The sequence below is a fragment of the Ureibacillus aquaedulcis genome (genome assembly GCF_030418165.1).
GTDB classification, from domain to species: domain Bacteria; phylum Bacillota; class Bacilli; order Bacillales_A; family Planococcaceae; genus Ureibacillus; species Ureibacillus aquaedulcis.
This window is the reverse complement of record NZ_JAUHTQ010000005.1, coordinates 95,186-116,285: the sequence shown is the minus strand read 5'-3', so window position 1 is coordinate 116,285 and position 21,100 is coordinate 95,186. Positions and strand designations below refer to the sequence as shown.

Sequence of the window (21,100 nt, the reverse complement as noted above, 5' to 3'; positions counted from 1 at the left end):
AAATGGTCAAGTTGGTCGAAAAAGCGAAAATCCTGCGCAGTAAAAATGCGGGTCCGTTTGAGATTACTTTAGATGTTTTGTTCGATGACAAAAAGATTTATGAGGAAGTAAAGGATGCAGGGGTGATTACAAAAGAGAAGATTGCCGAAATTTATAATTTGAGCCTTGAGGATATCCACCATCTCGTTTATTTCGATCAAGCGCTTGGCATAAAAATAACAATCGCCAGGAAAATCTCTTCAGGGGGGCCGGGAGACAGGGATGTTTATGGTGCTCAACAGCATGCCCCATTAATGAATCTTGAAATTTAACAAGGATACTATTTGAGAAAGGGGTGAGGAGATGAGAAGGGGAGGTAGCTTAAAACGTATTCGCAAAGATTGGATTTTATATTTGATGCTGCTGCCTGGAATGCTCTATTTTGTCATATTCCACATTATTCCCATCGTCAATATGAAGCTGGCATTTCAGGATTACAGAATTATAGGCGAAAATATATGGGTTGGATGGAAGCATTTTGAGCAGTTATTCAGCTCACCGGCCTTTAAGGATGTCTTATTGAACACCGTGATTATCAGTACTATGAAGATTATTTTTATTTTCCCCGTTCCCATTCTTGTCTCGCTTTTGGTAAATGAATTGCGTTTTGGTCCATTTCGGAAATATGTTCAATCGGTTTCTTATTTACCTCACTTCCTATCCTGGGTGGTGATTGCAGGAATCTGGATTACATTGCTTGATCCACTTGATGGGGGCGTGAATGTTATACGCAACTTCTTTCAATTGCCCTCGCTTGACTATATGACTAGTAAAGAACATATTCGCTGGGTGCTCGTGTACTCAGAGATGTGGAGAAGTGCAGGATGGGATTCCATTTTATATTTGGCGGCAATCCTGAAAATTAATCCCTCGCTTTATGAAGCAGCCCGTATCGACGGGGCAACTACCCTTCAACAAATGCGCTATATTACCCTCCCCGCACTAATGAGTACAGTCGTCACTTTATTTATTCTAAATTTGGGATTCTTTATGAGTGCAGGATTTGACCAAGTATTTAACTTGATGAACGACTCGGTACTAAGTGTGATCGATATCTTGGATACGTATGTTTATAGAATTGGGATTCTGAATGGTCAATATTCATATGCAACAGCAGCAAGCTTGTTTAAGGGTGTCATAGGCTTGATATTGATTTTGGGTACCCATTTCTTATCAAAACGCTTAACCGGAAAAGGCGTATGGTAGAGGGGGAGTGAAGGTGAGGCGATTTGGCATCACAAAGGCGGTTATTCAATTAATTTTATTTATTTTTACCTTGGCTGTCTTAATTCCTTTATTTAATATTCTCGCAATGTCGCTATCCGATCCTGCAAGAGTCAATGAATTATCGGGTCTTGGAGTGATCCCCAAAGGCTTTTCGCTTATTAACTATGAAATTATCATGTCCAATCCGTTTATAGTAAAAAGTATTTTCAACTCGGTTTTTATAACAATCGTGGGGACCTGTCTAAACCTATTTTTAACAGCCATTACAGCCTATGTTCTGGCCAGAACCGAGTTTGTAGGCAAACGACTCGTATTGGTTGTCCTGATTGCCATTATGGTTTTTGAACCATCAATGATTACGGAGTATTTGTTAATGAAGGATCTGCATTTGCTAGATTCATATGCTGCCGTCATTTTCTATAAAGCGATTAATGTCTATTATTTATTCATCTTGATGCGTTTCTTCCAGGAAGTCCCTAACAGTATATTGGAAGCGGCCAAAATCGATGGGGCAGGACATTTCCGAATATTCACGAGAATTATGCTGCCCCTGTCAAAGCCGGCCCTTGCCACATTAGCTTTATTTTATGGCGTTTATCATTGGAATGAATATTTCCGAGCAACAATCTACTTGTCAGATCCAAATAAATGGCCGCTTCAGGTGGTGTTGCGACAATTCGTTGTAACGCAGGATAATACGACACTGTTGAAGGGAGTAGAAGGTATGACACCTGAGCTGCTGGCTGCTCTTGATTTTGGCTCCCTGCAATCAGCCACGATTGTGGTGGCTGTTATTCCGATGTTATTACTTTATCCACTCATCCTGAAGTATTTTACAAAGGGGACAATGGATGGTGGAGTGAAGGAATAAAGGTGAATCTTCCAGCATTGGAGGATTTGCGAATCCAAAATGATCACTACAAAATTTAGGTGGGGGGTTTTAAGGTGAAGAAGATGTTAGGGGTAATCTTACTTGGATTGTTTGCGGTTCTGTTGGTCGCATGCAGCGATAAAGCGGAGGAGGAAGCTATTGAGCCCGAAGTAACAGAGGATGGAAAAACGGTCATCACGATTGCCTATAAAGATGATGGACCTTCGAGTGAAGCTTCCGTAAAATACTACGATGCTTTGGAGGCAGCATTAAAGGAACATCGGGACTTGGATGTAGAATTTAATATTGTTGAAATAGCCCAAGGTGATTATGCAGAAAAATTAAATTTGCTGCTTTATAGCGGAGAGATTCCCGACCTTATTTATTTCCAAGGCAGTGATGAACAAATAGCGGCACAGGGATTGCTGGAGGATTTAACGCCATATATCAAGGATTCCGAGTATTTAAAAGATATTTTGTATGAACATAATGCTACTAGATTAGATAACTATCCATATCTATTATGGGTCAAACCAATCAATCATAAGGTACCGGTCGTACGTACAGATTTCTTGGAGCAATTAACTACTTCTGAAAGCTTGCTTGCTGATCCTACAGTTGAAAACTACCAAGCTTTCTTTAAGGAGTTGGTAGATAAAGGACTGTCCGAATATGGGATAACTGTAGCTGGTGATATAGCGGAGCTGGATTTCATTTTTAATCGGGCATTTGGTGTTACTTCCACTTGGTTGGAGGATGGTACTGGTGGTTATGTGTACAAAAAAGTATCCGATGCCGAAAAGGAAAAACTCGCTTTTTATGCGGAACTTTACGCAGGTGGTCTACTGGATAATCAGTATTTAACAAAACAATGGGATGTAAAAGAAGATGATTTTTATAACAACAAAGCTGGGGTAATTGTCGGTACAAATGGTAAAGTTATTGATTTATATAATACCCGTACCAAGGCGGTCAATGGGGACAGTGCAGAGTTAACCGTATTGCCGAGTGCTGCCGGAGTTTCATCCGGCTATGCAGCGACCAGCGTTACCAAGGAGCCGCGGGGGCTTGCAATATCGTCACAATCGCCAAACAAAGGAATCGCATTTGAAATTTTGGATTTCCTTGCGAGTCCTGAAGGGATGGAGCTTGATTTGCTGGGTTATGAGGGGGAGCACTACAAGATCGAGAATGGTGAAGTTGTGTTAACAGATAAATTTTATTCTGAATGGTTCTCCAGGTTCTGGGAGCCTCAAACTGTAACGCTGGATACACCATTAAGTTCGGAAACACCATTATTAAGTCCTCCAGGGCAAGCATCCACAGATGCAGTAGTGGACACTTATGTGGCGGATAATGACTTCACAATTCCAGAAGAGTACATTAGCCAGTGGGATGCAATGGAAAACTTATATAAAGAATTTGCTGCCGATATTATTACAGGAAAAGTTTCAATTGATGAGTTTGATGCTTTTGTAGAAGAGTGGTACGGGGCCGGCGGAGAAGACATCACAAAATTGGCGAATGAAACGGTAAAATAAAGGACTGTTAAAAATGAATGCATTTGAAGATCGTGTGAAAGGTGTTTTAATTTCAGCGGCACTGGGCGATGCGCTCGGTGCTCCTGTTGAAAAACTGTCACGGGAAGAAATTGAAAAGGAATATGGCTATGTAACCACTTTGAAAACACGGTGGTATAAGGAAGCATTAGGGGAAGAGGCAACACTTGGGAAGCGACGCGGAAATGGAATTATTACAGATGATACCCTGATGACTATTGCCCTTTGCCGTGTTTATAAGAAGGAAAGGCGTCATCTGGATGCCTATGATTTAGCCAATGAATTTACGAAAGAAATTGCTTTTCGAAAAACTTTTATACCTGAGTTTGGTCGTGATTCGCTCATATTGGACCGCTTATTTTATCCGGAAAAACATATTTTCCTTCGCCATGCGCTGGCAAATTGCGAGCCCCGTGAAGGTGGAATCGGTAATATGGTGAACTGTGGTGCAGCGATGTATATTGCCCCCATCGGAATTGTAAACGCAGGAAACCCACTTGCTGCATATAATGAAGCAATAGCATTTGCTTCGGGGCACCAAGTAAGCTACGGCCTTGAAGCGGCTGGGGTATTGGCAGCATGCGTGGCGTGTGCATTCATACCCAATGTTACGGTGCAAGAGGTTGTTGATGCAGCAATATCTTTAGCCAAGGATGGTACAAAACAAGCAATCATAGCGCTTACAAAAGAAGCGAAAGAATTAAGGAAACGTAAGTGCTCCTACCGGGAGTTGGTGAAATGTTTGCATGAAAGCATTTCACCCTTTTCGCCAATGGGTGATGATGTGCATCGCAAAATAGAAAAGGTCGGTATTCCTTCAAATCATTATACACCCAGCCGATTGTTCTCTATTGAAGAATTGCCGCTTGCATTAGCCTTTATCGTATATAACGATGGAGAATATTATAAATCTATTTTGGATGGCATCAATTCCGGAAGAGATACAGATTCGATCGGTGTAATGGCGGGAGTGATCTTGGGAGCGATGTATGGAACGAAATATATTAATGAAGATGACATTCACTTACTTTCCAAGACCAATCAACTGGACTTTAATGAGGAAGCGGCTTCTTTTGCGGAAGTGGCAAAAGAAATTATCCTAAGAGATTTGCAAATCATTCGCAAACAGGAAGGAATTATTGGGCATTAATGGGGGGGCCATATGATGATCCCAAAAAATTATCTCGAAAAGGTTTATGGAAGTATTCTAGCGATGAATGCCGGTATACGTTTAGGTGCGCCGGTGGAACCACCTGAATGGACAGCGGAAATGATTCAGGATGTTTTTGGAGAAATTAAAGATTATGTGAAGGTATATAATGTTTTTTCGGCAGATGATGATGCAAACGGTCCCATATTTTTTATAAGGGCATTACTGGACCATGCAAAGAATCGTCACCTACAGCCAGAAGATGTTGTGAAGACCTGGTTAAATTATTTGCGTGAAGGGTTGGGCATGATTTGGTGGGGAGGCGACCAAATCAGCACGGAGCATACAGCCTATTTAAATTTAAAAAAAGGAATTGGAGCTCCACGTTCCGGGTCTATAGAACAGAATGGAGAGACCCTTGCTGAACAAATTGGCGGTCAAATTTTTATTGATTCCTTTGGTCTAATCTTTCCAAATAACCCTAGTATGGCGGCTCAATATGCCGAGATTGCAGCGAGTGTATCCCACGATCGAAACGGGATATACGGAGCTCGTTTCATAGCCGCCTGTATTGCTTTGGCATTTGCAAAAGAAACTGTTCAAGAAGTAATCTCGGAAGCGCTAAAACAAATTCCAGAAGAATGTACGTATGCAAAGGTAGTTCAAGCAGTGGTTGATTTTCATAAAACGAATCCCACTGATTTCCGTTCTTGCCTCAAATATTTGGAAGAGGAATGGGGATACGATAAGTACGGAGGAGTCTGCCATATCATTCCGAATGCCGGGGTGTGTATTCTAGCTCTTTTATATGGCGAAGGGGATGTCAGCAGAACAATCGAAATTGCCACAATGTGTGGATGGGATACTGATTGCAACGCTGGTACAGTTGGTTCAATTGTGGGAGCATTAACCGGGATAGATGGAATTGCTCCTAATTACCGTAAGCCCATCAATGATTCCATCGTTGCTTCGAGTGTGTCGGGTTATTTAAATATCGTGGATTTGCCAACATTTGCAAAACAGATAGCCTTACTGGGCTACCGTAAAGCAAATGAAGAACCGCCCGCCCATTTAGTAAAAAGCTATAATGAGAAGGAAATCTATTTTGATTTCACTCTACCGGGTTCAACCCATGGATTTTGCACAAGTTATCCCTTTAAGACATTTTTGCGAAACTCGGCGAATAAAGGATATTCCACAAGCGGCTCCTTGGAAATTATCGTATTTAGGATGTACGAGGGAGATTTATCCACGGTTTTTTATCGAACGTTTTATAGGCGAAGCCTTTTCATGGATGAAAAATATTCACCGACCTTTGCGCCGACAGCCTATAGTGGGCAAACTGTTTCCATGAAAGTAAGGGTAGAGCGGTTACATGGGAAAGCAGTTATTTTAACGCCATATGTGCGTACTACCTTCGATAAAAAAATAATCAAGACAAAGGAATTCATAATTGCCAATAATATTTGGCGAACGATTGAATTTATAATTCCCGATACTAAAGGTGATTTAATAGAAGAAGTGGGTTTAATGATCCATTCTGACTCTTCAAGAACAGAAAGGGCATTCAGTAAAATCTTCCTGGATGAATTTCGTATCCATGGGAGTCCATCCTATGAAATTGATTTCAGCAAACAAGCTGTTGAGTTTAGGTGTGTGACGCCGTTTGCCCACCATCGGGGAAAATGGAAGCTGGAAGAGGATAAAATGAAAATGGAGAGCAATGAAAGTTGCTTTAGTTTCACTGGGCATTATTATATGGAAGATGCGAGCATTGAAGCGCAGATCATTCCGGAAAGCGGAAATTCTCATGGAATTCTCTTTAGATCTCTTGGTACAGAACAATTCTATTATGCAGGTTTCGACTCCGAAGACAAAGTATCAATAGGTCTGAAAAATTTTGATGCGACTGTACTGGCCACAAAAAACTATAAGTGGCAGCACGGTGAGTTGTATCATTTAAAAGTGAAAGCAATGGATAATATTTTATCTTTATATATAAATGATGAGCTTTTATTGACTGTACAAGACGATACTTATCAGCATGGCATGTGGGGGTTTTATGCTTTTGAAGGTGGAGAATGCTCCTATGGCAATATTAAAGTAAATTAAAGAGAAGGTATAGCCCAATCTAATTTTTGGGTTATACCTTTTATAATGCAAATCTAAACATTGTTTTTTTAAAATAGGATAAAAGATACACAATTTACTACTATCTATTAATATAACTTTTGTTGTACTATATAAGAAATTAAGTGAAAAGAGGAATGGAAAGTTGTACAAAGCAAATCAATTGATCCAAAATATACTTCTAGCATTCGTCATGTCTTGTTCCATCACATCTATATTCAAAGCAACGTCCTATACATGGTTGAAAGCTGAAGTAATACATATTCCCTTATTGTTTATTGTGATGTTCGGTCTTTCGTTATTCATTGTGGAGGATGTTCGAGATAGCTTTAAAAAAGTATTGAAATTTGAAAGCAGAAAAGACAAAAGACCAATTTGGCAAGTTGGTGTAGGGATGATTTTTTACTTCACACAAGTAGGAATAGTAGAGGTATTTGCCCGCAGCCTAATGGTACACGATCTTGGTGGAATGCCGCTTTATCTAGTTTTCGCCTTCATGAACGCATTTTTACTGACAGTAATATACGAAGAAATTTTTTATCCGAAATTATCAAAAACTCAGTCTCCCAAAATACATGGTTGAGTTATTCAATAATCGTCCCTTATAGCACGTATTGGTCGCATTTTCGACTGATACGTGTTTTATAATGGAAAAAAGACGGTCGAAAGGATAAAGTAAAATAGAGACATTTTATATAAGAAAAAGATTTGTTTTGGATGAAGGAGAGCGTTTAATGACTAAAGATAAATTATTATTGCTAGATGGAAATAGCTTGGCATATCGTGCATTTTTTGCGTTGCCGCTGCTGGCGAATGACAGTGGGATTCATACGAATGCTGTATATGGCTTTACAACGATGCTGCAAAAAATACTAGAAGAAGAGAAACCGACAAAAATGCTTGTTGCTTTTGATGCCGGTAAGACAACCTTCCGTCACGATTCCTACGGGGAATACAAGGGCGGGAGACAGAAGACGCCGCCAGAGCTTTCGGAGCAATTTCCGTATTTGCGAAAGCTGATTGATGCCTATCAAATCAAGCGATATGAAAAAGAACTTTACGAAGCGGATGATATTATAGGCACCCTTGCAAAGCAAGCTGAAAATGAAAAAATGGATGTCATCATTGTTTCAGGTGATAAAGACTTAACTCAGCTCGCTACGGATCAAGTAACGGTTTATATCACCCGTAAAGGCATGACGGATATCGAAAAATATACACCTACGCATATAGAAGAAAAGTACGGGCTCTCGCCGTCTCAAATCATTGATATGAAGGGGCTGATGGGCGATGCTTCCGATAATATTCCGGGCGTACCGGGTGTTGGCGAAAAAACAGCCATCAAATTACTGAAGGAATATGGTTCTGTTGAGTCTTTATATGAACAGATTGAAGACATGAAGAAGTCGAAAATGAAAGAGAAGCTAGTGGAGAATGAAGAATCGGCAAAGCTATCCAAAAAGCTTGCTACCATTTTCACGGAAGCGCCTATTGATATCAAGCTGGAGGATTTAAACTATCCAGGACCAAATGAAGAAGAACTTTTAAATGTATGGCAGGAACTGTCTTTTAAATCATTAATTGAGAAAAGCGACTTCCAAGCAGAAGAAATAGAGACGGCTGAACTGGATTTTGACATTGCCCAGGAAGTGACGGAGGATATGCTGAAGGATGTAATGGCTGTTCATGTTGAAATTGAAAATGAGCATTACCATTCATGCAGAGTTTTGGGCTTTGCCTTTACGGATGGAGCAGAAACATTCTATCTTTCTTTTGAAGCGATGCAACAAAACGAAGCAATAAAAAATTGGTTGGAAGATGAAACGAAGAAAAAGTATATGTCAGATAGTAAATCAGCCCAGGCCATTTTAAATCGTGTAGGGATTACGTTGCGTGGTGTTGAATTTGATATGTTGCTGGCAGCTTATATTGTCAATCCAGCCATATCCGGTGATGATATCGCTACACTTGCAAAAGAGTTTGGCTATACGGATATTCAAGCCAACGAAACGATTTATGGAAAAGGTGCAAAATGGGCGGTACCAACAGAGAAGGTACTAGCTGAGCATGTTAGCCGTAAAGCCTTTGCCATCTGGTCGCTACAGCCGATTCTTGAAGAGAAGCTAAAGGAAAATGAACAGTTCGCGCTATATTACGATTTGGAGCTTCCACTTGCGTCAATTCTCGGATCTATGGAAAGTAAAGGAATCAAGGTTGATATTCCGACACTTGAAAAAATGGGCGAAGACCTGGAACAGAAAATTAGCGCTCTTGAAAAAGAGATTCACGACCTTGCAGGAGAGAAGTTTAATATTAATTCGCCTAAGCAATTAGGTGTCATTTTATTTGAGAAGCTGGGTCTTCCGGTAGTGAAGAAAACAAAAACGGGTTATTCAACAGCTGCTGATGTCCTGGAAAAGCTGCAAAGTGAACATAAAATTGTTCAATATATTCTAGATTATCGTCAATTGGCGAAGTTACAGTCCACTTATATTGAAGGGCTTATGAAGGAAGTTCACTGTGAAGACAGCAAGGTGCATACTCGCTTCCAACAAGCATTAACTTCTACCGGCCGATTAAGTTCAACAGATCCAAACCTTCAGAATATCCCGATTCGCCTGGAAGAAGGTCGAAAAATTCGGCAAGCATTTGTCCCATCAGAAGAAGGATGGGTATTATTTGCAGCAGACTATTCACAAATCGAATTGCGTGTACTGGCTCATATGTCCAATGATGAAGCTTTAGTGGAAGCTTTTAATGAAGGGATGGATATTCATACTCGTACGGCAATGGATGTGTTCCATGTGTCGGAAGATGAAGTGACTTCAAATATGCGCCGTGCCGCAAAAGCTGTTAACTTCGGTATTGTTTACGGGATCAGTGATTACGGCCTGTCCCAAAGCTTGAATATTACACGAAAAGAAGCCGGAGAATTTATCGAGAAATACTTGGAAAGCTTCCCGGGTGTAAAAGAATATATGGATACAATTGTACAAGAAGCGAAGTTAAAGGGGTATGTAACGACAATTTTAAATCGCCGCCGTTATTTACCGGATATTACGAGCAGAAATTTCAACCTTCGCAGTTTTGCAGAGCGTACTGCCATGAATACGCCAATTCAAGGGAGTGCAGCCGATATTATTAAAAAGGCGATGATTGATATGGATGCTCGCCTAAAAGATGAAGGCTTGAAGTCAAAATTATTACTGCAGGTACACGATGAATTAATTTTTGAAGCACCAAAAGAGGAAATTGAAATTTTAGAGCGAATTGTACCGGAAGTAATGGAACATGCAATCGAACTGGCAGTCCCGTTAAAAGTTGATTTCAATTATGGTCATACTTGGTACGATGCGAAATAAGGAAGTGGAATTATGCCTGAATTACCGGAGGTAGAAGGTGTTGTTCGGGCACTGGTGCCTGCTGTTGAAGGGAAGACCATTATGAAAGTGGAACTCTCGGACACGATCTACGCCTCTTTTGGACTAGGCAAACAATGCATTGTCAAGAATATTGAGCCGAACCTATTTGAGGAAGTAATGCAAGGAATGCATATCCAAAAAGTTACGCGTCGATCGAAATATATTTATTTTCATATAGAGAAAAATCAGGAAAGCTTTCTTTTTGTCAACCATCTTGGAATGACCGGAGCATGGTTTGTTGTTCAGACTTTGGGCGATATCACGGAAGAGAAGTTTCGTAAGCATGTGCATGCAGTATTTACGCTGGAAACGGGAGAACTTCTAGTGTATTCGGATATCCGAAGATTTGGCGAGCTTCGATTTATTAAAAAAGTCGAGGAGCATCCGCCACTTCTTCTAATGGCACCAGAACCATTTGATAGTGTCGCATGTGAATTCTTTTTAGATAAATGTGCGCTGCCAAAATATCAAAATAAGCCTATTAAGGAAGTCATCATGGATGGCCAAGTCATTTCGGGCTGCGGCAATATATATGCTACAGAGGCTTTGTTCAAGATGGGCATTCATCCTGCTCGGAAAACGAACCGCATTAGCAAAAAACGAAAAATTGAATTGTTCGAAGCAATTCGGACAATTCTACAGGAAAGCATCGAGATGGGTGGTTCTACAATCTCGGACTACCGCAATATTAACGGGGAAGCCGGGGGGATGCAAAACCGTTTGAAAATGTATGGTAAGAAATTTTGCCCTCAATGTAATACAGCTACAAAAGCATTAAGTATAGGTGGACGTACTTCGGTATATTGTCCAAAATGTCAGCATTAAAGGGTGTAGTGGAATGATTATTGGGTTAACAGGCAGCATTGCAAGCGGTAAAAGCACCGTTGCCAATATGTTGAAGGAGTATGGTCTGCCTATTGTCGATGCAGATGTAGTTGCTCGACTTGTAGTGGAACCGGGAACACCGACTCTCCAAAAAATTGTAGAGCTATTTGGTGAAGAGGCCCTGACTGAAAACGGTGCTATGAATCGCCAGAAAATCGGCGCCATCATATTTAATAACGAAGAAAAAAGAAAAGAGCTAAACAGCATTATTCATCCAGCCATCAGGCAAGAAATGCTTCGCCAACGCGATGAGCATGTTAAAAATGGTGCAAAAACGGTGGTTATGGATATTCCTTTATTGTTCGAAAGTAAGCTGCAGCATTTTGTAGAGAAAATATTGGTTGTATCTGTTTCAGAAGAAACGCAGTTAAAACGGTTAATGGAGCGCAATCAATTAACGGAACGGGAAGCCAAGGCACGTATTGAATCCCAGCTGCCGCTAAGTGTGAAAGAACAAGGAGCAGATGCGGTCATTAATAATAATGGAACAATCGAACAGACTGCAAAACAGTTGGGAAACATATTGCGTAATTGGAATGTTATTTAGCAATTAGAGCAATTTCTTGTACTTTAGGTGGATTATTTAGATAAATAGGTTATACAATTGGTCGACTGGATGGTCGGCCTTTTTATTTTCAAAATAAAGTTATTAATGGTAGCTTAAAGGGTAACTATAGAGTAAATAGGCTACCACTTGTGAAAAGGTTTAGTTCTATTCATACACTTTGCATTTTTTCAGAAAATAGAAACTTTTTAATTCTGAATAAATTGTGTTCACCTTTTAGGTAAATGTGTTATACTAATTGCAAGAGATAGAATAATATATTACTAACTGCAAATACAGGAGGATTTACAAACAATGACAGTTTCTATTGCTATTAATGGGTTTGGCCGTATTGGACGCATGGTTTTCCGCCAAGCAATTGCTCAAGATGAATTAAATATCGTTGCGATAAATGCTAGTTATCCATCAGAAACGTTAGCACATTTAATTAAGTATGACACAAATCATGGCCGCTTTGAAGGTACAGTCGAAGCGGAAGAGAATGCTTTAATTGTCAATGGAAAGCGTGTTCAACTGATTAGTGAACGTGATCCATTACAATTGCCATGGAAACAACTAGGTGTAGATCTTGTAATTGAAGCAACAGGTAAATTTAATGATCGTGAAAAAGCAGCAATGCATTTAGAAGCTGGTGCGAAAAAAGTTATCTTAACTGCTCCGGGTAAAAATGAAGATATAACACTTGTAATGGGTGTAAACGATGAGTTGTTGGATCTTGACAAGCATGACGTAATTTCAAATGCTTCTTGTACAACAAACTGCCTGGCTCCTGTAGCAAAAGTGTTGAATGATACATTCGGTATTGAAAACGGTTTAATGACAACTGTTCACGCCTATACAAATGACCAAAAGAACTTAGATAACCCACACAAGGATCTGCGTCGTGCGCGTGCATGTGCGGACAGCATCATCCCAACTTCAACAGGTGCTGCAAAAGCACTATCACTGGTATTGCCTGAACTAAAAGGCAAATTGCACGGAATGGCTTTGCGTGTTCCAACTTCTAATGTTTCACTGGTTGATCTAGTAGTGGATCTTCAAAGAGATGTAACGGTTGAAGAAGTAAATGAAGCATTCAAGGCAGCAAGTGAAGGTCCATTAAAAGGAATTTTAAACTTTACAATGGAACCATTAGTTTCAACAGACTATAATACAACAACATACTCATCTACAATTGACGGTCAGTTGACAATGGTTATGGGTACTCGCAAAGTGAAAGTGCTTGCTTGGTATGACAATGAGTGGGGATATTCTGCTAGAGTAGTAGACTTAACAAAGAAAATTGTAAATGCTTTAGAAGCAGTTAACGCGTAACTGTTTGTGCAACAAATCACAAAAAGGTAGGGGCATATGCTCCTATCTTTTTTGTTGTGAAGATATTCCACTTAGTTATCCGTTGTACTAATAAAAATACTAATAATTGTCCGATAGGTGCGTGGACGTAGCACACAAGCCGCAGAGCCAACTTGTGACTGTCTCTTCGATTTGTCTTTGGGGCCAATACGACGTTGGTCATGGTAAAAATGCAACACGATGTTGAGTTGTTGTCAGCGGCTTTTGTGAAAGGTCCACTCAGGCATTGTTAAACCTTCTTCTGAACCTTCTAGAGATATTGCGCAGCTTACATAGTAGGCTGCGCCTTCTCTTACAGATGCCTAATCTGGATATTTTATCCTAATTGTCTTTTATTTTTCATCACCAGAAAGTTAATAACTGCATGAAAGAAGAAAAATGTTAGAAAACCATGTTTTTCTGTTGCAAAATGTATTAGAATTGACTATTACGAACACAAAGTAACTGCTATTTTTCTATATAAATAAGATTTGTTATAATGGGAGTATAAGAGAACTTGGTTAAGTCGCCATTTAGCGATTCGCCTTAGTTGCAATTATACAGGCAAGACAGTTGTATAATTGCTTATCTGTCTAAAAAGAGTGAGACGGGAGAAATACTATGAGATGTCCAGCTTGTCAATATAACGGAACACGTGTTGTGGATTCAAGACCTGTTGATGATAATAAAGAAATTCGACGACGCCGGGAATGTGAGTCCTGTGGCGTTCGTTTTACTACGTTTGAAAAGATTGAAGAAACGCCTTTAATCGTCGTTAAAAAAGATGGCTCGAGGGAAGAATTTAGTCGAGAAAAGGTTTTGCGCGGACTGATTCGTGCTTGTGAAAAACGCCCGGTAACTTTGGATACTTTAGAAGGAATTGCCTTGTCCGTAGAAAAAGATTTAAGAAGAATAGGCAACTCCGAAGTGCGTTCTGACGATGTTGGCGAGAAGGTTATGAATTTGCTGGCAAAAGAAGACGAAGTGGCCTATGTTCGTTTCGCTTCCGTCTATCGCCAGTTTAAAGATATTAATGTATTTATTGCAGAAATGAAAGAACTGCTTCAACGTCAATCAGATTTGAAAAAATAAAGGTTTTTGGAGGGAATTAAATGGTTCATTTGTATAAGGAAGTACAGCCAACGGATCATTTTGAAATCAGTCTCCCTCATTTTCTTTCAACGAATGAACGCCAATTGTTAACATTATTCTATCAACCCTTGACTGGCCCTGAACCAATCAGTCTTTACTTAACTTTATGGGCTGAGGGGGAGGATTTACATAACAATCATCCGATGACCCATTACTATTTAATGAATGTTTTAAATATGCCGATCGGGAAAATATTTGAGGCACGAATTGCCCTTGAAGCGATTGGATTACTGCGGACCTGGCGAAAAGATGAAGATGATAGCCGCCAGTTTATTTATGAGTTAATTCGTCCGCTCGATGCACCGGCATTTTTTCAAGATCCCTTGCTCTCGATGTTCTTATTCTCAAAGATAGGTGAACAAGCTTATCGAAAGCTGCGCAGACGCTTTACGAGGGCCATCAATAAAGACACGTTCAAAGAGGTTTCCCGTTCGTTTATGGATGTGTACAAGCCTGTTCATATGAATGTGCCAAAGGATTTTGCCGAGGTGAATGAAGGAAAGAAACAGGATTACCCGTTTTATTTCGAACAGTTTGATTTCAATTTGCTGATGTCGGGGTTATCGGAAAACTTGATTCCTTCCAGCAGTATCACCGCTGAAGTAAAGGAAGTAATTGCAAAGCTTGCCTTTCTTTATCACCTATCGCCAATGGATATGCAAAAGGTTGTGATTTTGGCGCTGGATGATAACGTGCATATCTCGATTGACCGACTTAAAAAAGCAGCTGCAGACTATTATAAGCTGACTGTGTCGAAGGATGCCCCAAAAATGGAAAAGACCTTTGTTCAAAGTGAAAAGCCGCAAATGGCGCAAAAAACATCCAAGGAACAAGAGCTTCAAATCTATCTTGAAACAACGCCGCCGCTTCAAGTTTTGAAAGATATAAACAATGGCAAAGAACCGCTGCCATCTTCGGTTGAATTGGCCGAGGATTTAATTATGAAGCACGGGATGCCGGTGGGCGTAGTAAATGTTCTTCTGGAATATGTGATGCTCACAACGGATATGAAACTTCCGAGAAAATATGTGGAAAGAATTGCGGACCACTGGATGAGGAAAAACCTCAAAACAGCTAAAGAGGCAATGGATTTGGCACGAACTGAAAGAGATCAGTATACAAAGTGGAAAAACGAAAATAACACTAAAGCCACTGGTGCAAAGCAAAGTGGCACTGGCTATAAAAATCAAAGTAGACAAAGTAAAGAAATAATCCCCGAGTGGTTTTATAAGCGAAACAAACAGGAAGAAACCAAGCAGCCTGATATTGAAAAACAGAAGTCAACTGAGGAACGACGCAAAAAGATCTTAGAAGCGTTGGGACAATCAGATGGAGAGGTGAATTAAAATCGAACCTATAAATAAAGCCCTGAATAGAGTGATAAATATGCCCTCTTTTCAGGAACGATATGAGAAAATGAGACGTGAAATTCTTGAAAATGAACAAGTTCAAAAGTTTCTGGAAGAAAATGACACACTGGTCAATAAGGATATGGTCGAGCGGGGTCTGACAACATTACATGAATATATTACCCAAAACCCTTCTTGTTGCGGTTGCGACAATACGGATTATTGTACAAACAATTTAAATGGCTTCGTACCTAAGCTATCAATCATCCGTAATTCAATAGAAATTGAATACTATAAATGTGAACAAAAGCTGATTGAAGAAGAAAGACGCGAATCAGCGAAGATGATTTCGAGTATGTATATGCCAAAAGATGTGTTAAGAGCTAGAGTGAAAGATTTATTGGATAATGATTCGCAGATGGATGTAGCGGAGCTGGCATCCAGGTTCATTAAGAAAGTGAAGGAAACTGGTAAATTACCTTCAAAAGGGCTTTATATCTATGGCCCGTTTGGAGTGGGGAAATCGTTCGTCCTCGGTGCCATTGCGAATGAGCTGGCGAGCAGTAAAATCCGTTCTGTCATTGTTTTCGTTCCTGAATTCTTAAGTGAAATGAAACAAGCGATTTCGGATAATACTCTTCAGGATAAGGTAGACTTTGTCAAAAAGGCCCCGGTATTAATGCTGGATGACCTGGGGGCGGAAACTTTATCGACTTGGACGCGTGATGAAATTTTGGGAACAATCCTTCACTACCGAATGGCAGAAGAATTACCAACCTTTATTACGTCGAACTTTGATTATGATGGGTTGGAAAATCATTTGGCCAATTCCCAAAAAGGCGGCGTTGAAGTAGTAAAAGCTGCTCGTATTATGGAACGTATTAAAGCAACTACCACACCGATTCAAATGGAAGGGTCAAACCGAAGAATCTAAAAAATTTCAGCTGGTTGTTGCAATTTTAAAACTTCGGGCGTATACTACATTGTAATTAAGCTATATTTAAATGCTTTGATAAGGACAACAAGTTTGTGTATCCGGCTTAAAAAGAGAGGGAAGCCTTGGCTGGAAGCTTCCTAGTACGCACACATACTTTACTACCTTGGAGCATTGGCGGGGATAATCCGCCGACGTCATTCGGTACGTTAACCGACCTTGAGCTTCGTCTGATAACTTGTTTATCGGAAGGAAGAAGGGTGGAACCACGAGCATACGCGTCGTCCCTTTCATAGGGATGGCGCTTTTTTTATTGTCCAGCTTCCGCAGCTGGACAATAAATACCAGATGCTCTATAAACTCGATAAATTAGAAAAGGAGCAATAAATATGTCAGAATTAATTAAATTAACTTTCCCAGATGGCGCTGTAAAGGAATTTGAGCGTGGCACATCAACTGCTGATGTTGCAGGCTCAATCAGCCCTGGACTTAAAAAACAAGCGTTGGCAGGTAAACTGAACGGTGCGTTGATTGATCTAAAAACGCCGATTGAAGAAGATGGTGCAATCGAAATCATTACACCAAAATCCGAAGAAGCTTTGGAGATCCTGCGTCACTCAACTGCACACTTAACAGCACAAGCATTAAAACGTTTGTACCCAGGAATCAAACTAGGTATCGGACCGGTAATCGAAGGCGGTTTCTATTATGACGTGGATGCACCTGAACCAATTTCTGCAGATGATTTCCCTAAAATCGAGAAAGAAATGAAGAAAATCATCGCAGAAAACATTGAAATTGAACGCAAAGATGTTTCTCGCGATGATGCCCAAAAGATTTATGAAGAAGTCGGCGATGAATATAAATTGGAGCTTTTAGAAGCGATTCCAGCCGATGAGCAAGTTTCTATCTATTACCAAGGGGACTTTTTCGACCTTTGCCGAGGAATTCACGTACCTTCAACAGGCAAGCTGAAAGAATTTAAATTGCTTTCTTTAGCAGGAGCTTATTGGAGAGGAAACTCTGATAATAAAATGCTTCAACGTATTTACGGTACAGCATTCTTCAGCAAAGAAGACTTAAAGCATCACCTTCAAATGCTTGAAGAAGCAAAAGAGCGTGATCACCGTAAAATCGGTAAAGAATTAGAATTGTTTACTTTATCCCAGACAGTTGGACAAGGTTTACCACTATGGCTGCCAAACGGTGCAACAATCCGTCGTACAGTTGAGCGCTACATCGTAGATAAAGAATTGCGCCTTGGTTACAAACATGTATATACACCAGTTCTAGGATCAAAAAAGCTATATGAGACTTCCGGACATTGGGGTCATTACCAAGAAGATATGTTCCCACCGATGGAAATGGATAACGAAACGCTAGTGCTTCGCCCGATGAACTGTCCACACCATATGATGGTTTACGCAAGCAGCATGCACTCTTACCGTGAGCTGCCAATTCGTATTGCTGAGCTTGGCACAATGCACCGTTATGAATCTTCCGGTGGTTTATCTGGTTTACAACGTGTTCGCGGCATGACTTTAAACGATGCACATATCTTTGTACGTCCTGACCAAATCAAAGAAGAATTCAAACGTACAGTTGAATTAGTGTTAGATGTTTATAAAGATTTCGAGTTGACAGACTATAAATTCCGTCTATCTTACCGTGATCCTCAAGATACAGAAAAATACTTTGATGATGATGCGATGTGGGAAAAAGCGCAAAGCATGCTAAAAGAGGCAATGGATGATCTAGGTTTGGAATACTTTGAAGCAGAAGGTGAAGCTGCTTTCTATGGTCCAAAATTAGATATTCAAGTAAAAACTGCGATTGGTAAAGAAGAAACATTATCAACAGTTCAATTGGACTTCTTATTACCGGAACGCTTTGATTTAACTTATGTTGGTGAAGACGGAAAACAACATAGACCAGTTGTTATCCACCGTGGTGTAGTTTCAACAATGGAACGCTTCATTGCCTTCTTGATTGAAGAATACAAAGGGGCATTCCCAACTTGGCTGGCACCGGTTCAGGTTGAAATCATTCCTGTTTCAAACGAAGTTCACTTCGATTATGCGAAACAAGTTGAAGAGAAACTTGTAGCAGCAGGAATTCGTGTGGAAATGGATTATCGCGAAGAAAAACTTGGCTATAAAATCCGTGAAGCACAAATGAAGAAAATCCCTTACATGCTTGTATTGGGGGATAAAGAAATGGAAGCTGGCGACGTAAACATTCGCCGTTACGGCTCAAAAGATTCAGAGACGATTTCTTTAGATAACTTCCTGGAAATGATTAAAGCTGAAGCAAATAAATAAAACAAAAAACTTGGATGAAAAGTATTTTTTCATCCAAGTTTTTTTAGATTTTTTAATAGGCAGATTGATAAAAGTAGCTCCAGCCTTCCTGTATACCGGAAGCAAATGAGTCTTTTGCAAAATATACATTCGGCAGATATCTATAACGTTTGATTTCTTCTTGGCAGTTGCCGACAATGACAGCTGGTAAACCCAATCTCAGCATGTCCACGTCATTTCCCGAATCTCCGGCAACCAGTATCCTGAAATGTTCGGGTGCAAATTTCTGAAGAACGTATTTTAAGGCTTCTCCCTTATTTGTGTGAGAGGGTAGAATATCTACATCCTTGTTTGAACTGTACATTAAATAGAAGGCTATATGATAGAGTTTAAGCATTTCTTCTACCTCTTTCACATAACCTGGATCATCGTGAATAGTAAATGATAAGCGATAATCATTTGGCAATGGTTGACGTTTAAGCTTTTCGTATTTCTTTGTCACACTTAGAATGAGATCCGGGTTCCAATCCGCCGATGTAATGAGGCGCCATTGTTCATCTTCCTCCAAATTAGGGCCGATATGGATCGATGCACCTACATCACATATTAAAATACTAGGTTTCGGTAGTTGTTGCTCCTCTATGAGTTCCATGGCAGAAGCATAATGCCTGCCTGTTATATAGATTAATGAGATGGGAATTTGTTGTTCTTTAAAGTATGACCAAAGCTGATCGCACTTTTCTTTGTTGCCAACTAGTGTATTATCTAAATCAGTTGCTAAAATTTCATTACCTAACAGTCTCATATATCTTCTCCTCATAAAGGTGATTGATTTTTTGTGCGATATGCTGCCATTTAAATTCTCTTTGTGCGAACTTGCGCGCATTATTTCTTAACTCTGTCAGAACGTGAGGCTTAGTCAATAAAGTATGCATAGACTCGGCAAGTTTCGCAATATTTCCTTTTGTAACATGCAGTCCTGTCTTACCTGGAAGGACAATATCTTTCAGACCCCCTACTTTTGAAGCTATGACAGGGCAACCGCAAGCTTGTGCCTCAGCCGCCACCATACCGAATGATTCATAATAAGAGGGTACTACAGTAGCTAGTGCATCTTTAAAAAGATTTGCAAGCTCCTTTTCATTGCGCGGACCTAGAAATTTTATGCGATCTTCAAGACCTTTGATTTCCTGTCTCATTTTAGGGTCGTTGGGATAAAACTTATTTAGATCCACACTGGATTCCGTACCACCTGCAATAAGCAGTTTTATGTTTTTTGGTATTTGCTTTTTCTCAACCAACTCACGGAATGATTGGATTAATACAAAAATACCTTTTGATTCTTCCAAGCGTCCTACAAATAAAAAATAGTTTCCGAACTCAAAAGGTTTTGTATATAAGCGATGATAAGTATCAGCAACACCTATAGGCACGATATGGATGTTTGCGGGTGATTTAACGGTTTCAAGTATTAACTGCTTTTCATTAGGGGTTGTGGCGATAATCTGATCGACCGAAGACAAGATTTTTTCTTCATAATACAAGCGTCTTTTGTCTTTTAGGCCTGTCCCTAATTGTTTGGCAATTCCTAAAGAATGGTTCGTGTGAAACCAAGGTAAGTGGAACTCTTTTTTAATTCGTAAACCGAGTACGCCTGATAGCCAATAATGGGTATGAAGAATCTCATATTCCGATAGATCAAGTATATTTTTCATTTCTTTGTAGAAATTTGGCAGCAGTTTAAACAATTCATTTTTATCGACAAATCCTTTTTTGCCAGCCGCTAATCGAATAACGCGGCTATTTTTGCCGAAATGTTCAACTTGGGGAGCATCTTCTAGACACCAATGTGTAACAACATCCACCGCGTATCCCATCTCTTCTAATGATAACGCCAACTGACGAACATAATTATTTTGACCACCCGCCTGTTTGCTGCCGAGTGGAGCTAGGGGATCACCATGATCCGAGATAAATAGTACTTTTCTTTGAAGCATACTTATACCTCCGTTTGTTGTTATTTGATGTATTTTAATTTGCAAAGTTACTGAAACGCTCTCCTCTGGACATCCATCCTTTTCTTAAAAGAGTGAAGGGAATGTGTATGTTTTCTTCCCTTCAATTTTTCTTTGAAACATTTTTTGACAAATAAAATGCTTATTTTACAAAATTTTAATGATAATGA

The 21,100-nt window shown here is 39.9% G+C and carries 17 protein-coding genes; 15 read left to right on the top strand and 2 right to left on the bottom strand.

What is annotated here, in order from left to right; all coding sequences use genetic code 11:
- Positions 1–2: 2 nt before the first annotated feature.
- The 15 genes from QYB95_RS08940 (at position 3) to thrS (ending at position 18,936) form a co-directional block, all read left to right on the top strand.
- Positions 3–311, top strand: a complete 309-nt coding sequence (locus QYB95_RS08940; RefSeq protein ID WP_301137994.1) for a DUF4387 domain-containing protein — start codon at positions 3–5, stop codon at positions 309–311.
- A gap of 31 nt (positions 312–342) precedes the next feature.
- A complete protein-coding gene (locus QYB95_RS08935) occupies positions 343–1,245 on the top strand; it encodes an ABC transporter permease (RefSeq protein ID WP_301137993.1) in 903 nt (300 codons plus the stop codon).
- Positions 1,246–1,258: 13 nt separating this feature from the next.
- A complete protein-coding gene (locus tag QYB95_RS08930; protein WP_301137992.1) occupies positions 1,259–2,137 on the top strand; it encodes a carbohydrate ABC transporter permease in 879 nt (292 codons plus the stop codon).
- A gap of 83 nt (positions 2,138–2,220) precedes the next feature.
- Entirely contained in the window at positions 2,221–3,678 is a 1,458-nt protein-coding gene (locus tag QYB95_RS08925) for an extracellular solute-binding protein (protein ID WP_301138094.1), read from the top strand.
- Between the two features lie 13 nt (positions 3,679–3,691).
- Positions 3,692–4,846, top strand: a complete 1,155-nt coding sequence (locus tag QYB95_RS08920) for an ADP-ribosylglycohydrolase family protein (protein WP_301137991.1) — start codon at positions 3,692–3,694, stop codon at positions 4,844–4,846.
- Positions 4,847–4,858: 12 nt separating this feature from the next.
- Complete coding sequence (locus tag QYB95_RS08915; protein ID WP_301137990.1) at positions 4,859–6,958, top strand: ADP-ribosylglycohydrolase family protein; 2,100 nt, start codon at positions 4,859–4,861, stop codon at positions 6,956–6,958.
- 163 nt (positions 6,959–7,121) lie between these two features.
- On the top strand, positions 7,122–7,559 hold the full coding sequence (locus tag QYB95_RS08910) for a DNA polymerase I (protein ID WP_301137989.1): 438 nt from the start codon (positions 7,122–7,124) through the stop codon (positions 7,557–7,559).
- 151 nt (positions 7,560–7,710) lie between these two features.
- The gene (polA, locus tag QYB95_RS08905) at positions 7,711–10,338 is read left to right on the top strand and encodes a DNA polymerase I (protein ID WP_301137988.1); all 2,628 of its coding nucleotides are present in this window, start codon (positions 7,711–7,713) and stop codon (positions 10,336–10,338) included.
- 12 nt (positions 10,339–10,350) lie between these two features.
- Positions 10,351–11,223 (top strand): bifunctional DNA-formamidopyrimidine glycosylase/DNA-(apurinic or apyrimidinic site) lyase, encoded by an 873-nt coding sequence (gene mutM / locus QYB95_RS08900; protein WP_301137987.1) that lies wholly within the window; start codon positions 10,351–10,353, stop codon positions 11,221–11,223.
- 13 nt (positions 11,224–11,236) lie between these two features.
- Positions 11,237–11,830: a dephospho-CoA kinase gene (gene coaE, locus QYB95_RS08895; protein ID WP_301137986.1), complete on the top strand. Its 594-nt coding sequence runs from the start codon at positions 11,237–11,239 to the stop codon at positions 11,828–11,830.
- A gap of 312 nt (positions 11,831–12,142) precedes the next feature.
- A complete protein-coding gene (locus QYB95_RS08890; RefSeq protein WP_301137985.1) occupies positions 12,143–13,162 on the top strand; it encodes a glyceraldehyde-3-phosphate dehydrogenase in 1,020 nt (339 codons plus the stop codon).
- Positions 13,163–13,801: 639 nt separating this feature from the next.
- Positions 13,802–14,272, top strand: a complete 471-nt coding sequence (gene nrdR / locus QYB95_RS08885) for a transcriptional regulator NrdR (protein ID WP_301137984.1) — start codon at positions 13,802–13,804, stop codon at positions 14,270–14,272.
- 20 nt (positions 14,273–14,292) lie between these two features.
- Positions 14,293–15,678, top strand: a complete 1,386-nt coding sequence (locus tag QYB95_RS08880) for a replication initiation and membrane attachment family protein (protein WP_301137983.1) — start codon at positions 14,293–14,295, stop codon at positions 15,676–15,678.
- 1 nt (position 15,679) lies between these two features.
- On the top strand, positions 15,680–16,615 hold the full coding sequence (gene dnaI, locus QYB95_RS08875) for a primosomal protein DnaI (RefSeq protein WP_301138093.1): 936 nt from the start codon (positions 15,680–15,682) through the stop codon (positions 16,613–16,615).
- 389 nt (positions 16,616–17,004) lie between these two features.
- Positions 17,005–18,936, top strand: a complete 1,932-nt coding sequence (gene thrS, locus QYB95_RS08870; RefSeq protein WP_301137982.1) for a threonine--tRNA ligase — start codon at positions 17,005–17,007, stop codon at positions 18,934–18,936.
- Between the two features lie 52 nt (positions 18,937–18,988).
- On the opposite strand, the gene QYB95_RS08865 is transcribed toward thrS, so the two are convergent.
- Positions 18,989–19,720 (bottom strand): HAD-IIB family hydrolase, encoded by a 732-nt coding sequence (locus tag QYB95_RS08865; protein WP_301137981.1) that lies wholly within the window; start codon positions 19,718–19,720, stop codon positions 18,989–18,991.
- Positions 19,704–20,912: a glycosyltransferase gene (locus QYB95_RS08860; protein ID WP_301137980.1), complete on the bottom strand. Its 1,209-nt coding sequence runs from the start codon at positions 20,910–20,912 to the stop codon at positions 19,704–19,706. Before QYB95_RS08860 ends, QYB95_RS08865 begins: the two co-directional genes overlap by 17 nt.
- Between the last annotated feature and the right edge of the window lie 188 nt (positions 20,913–21,100).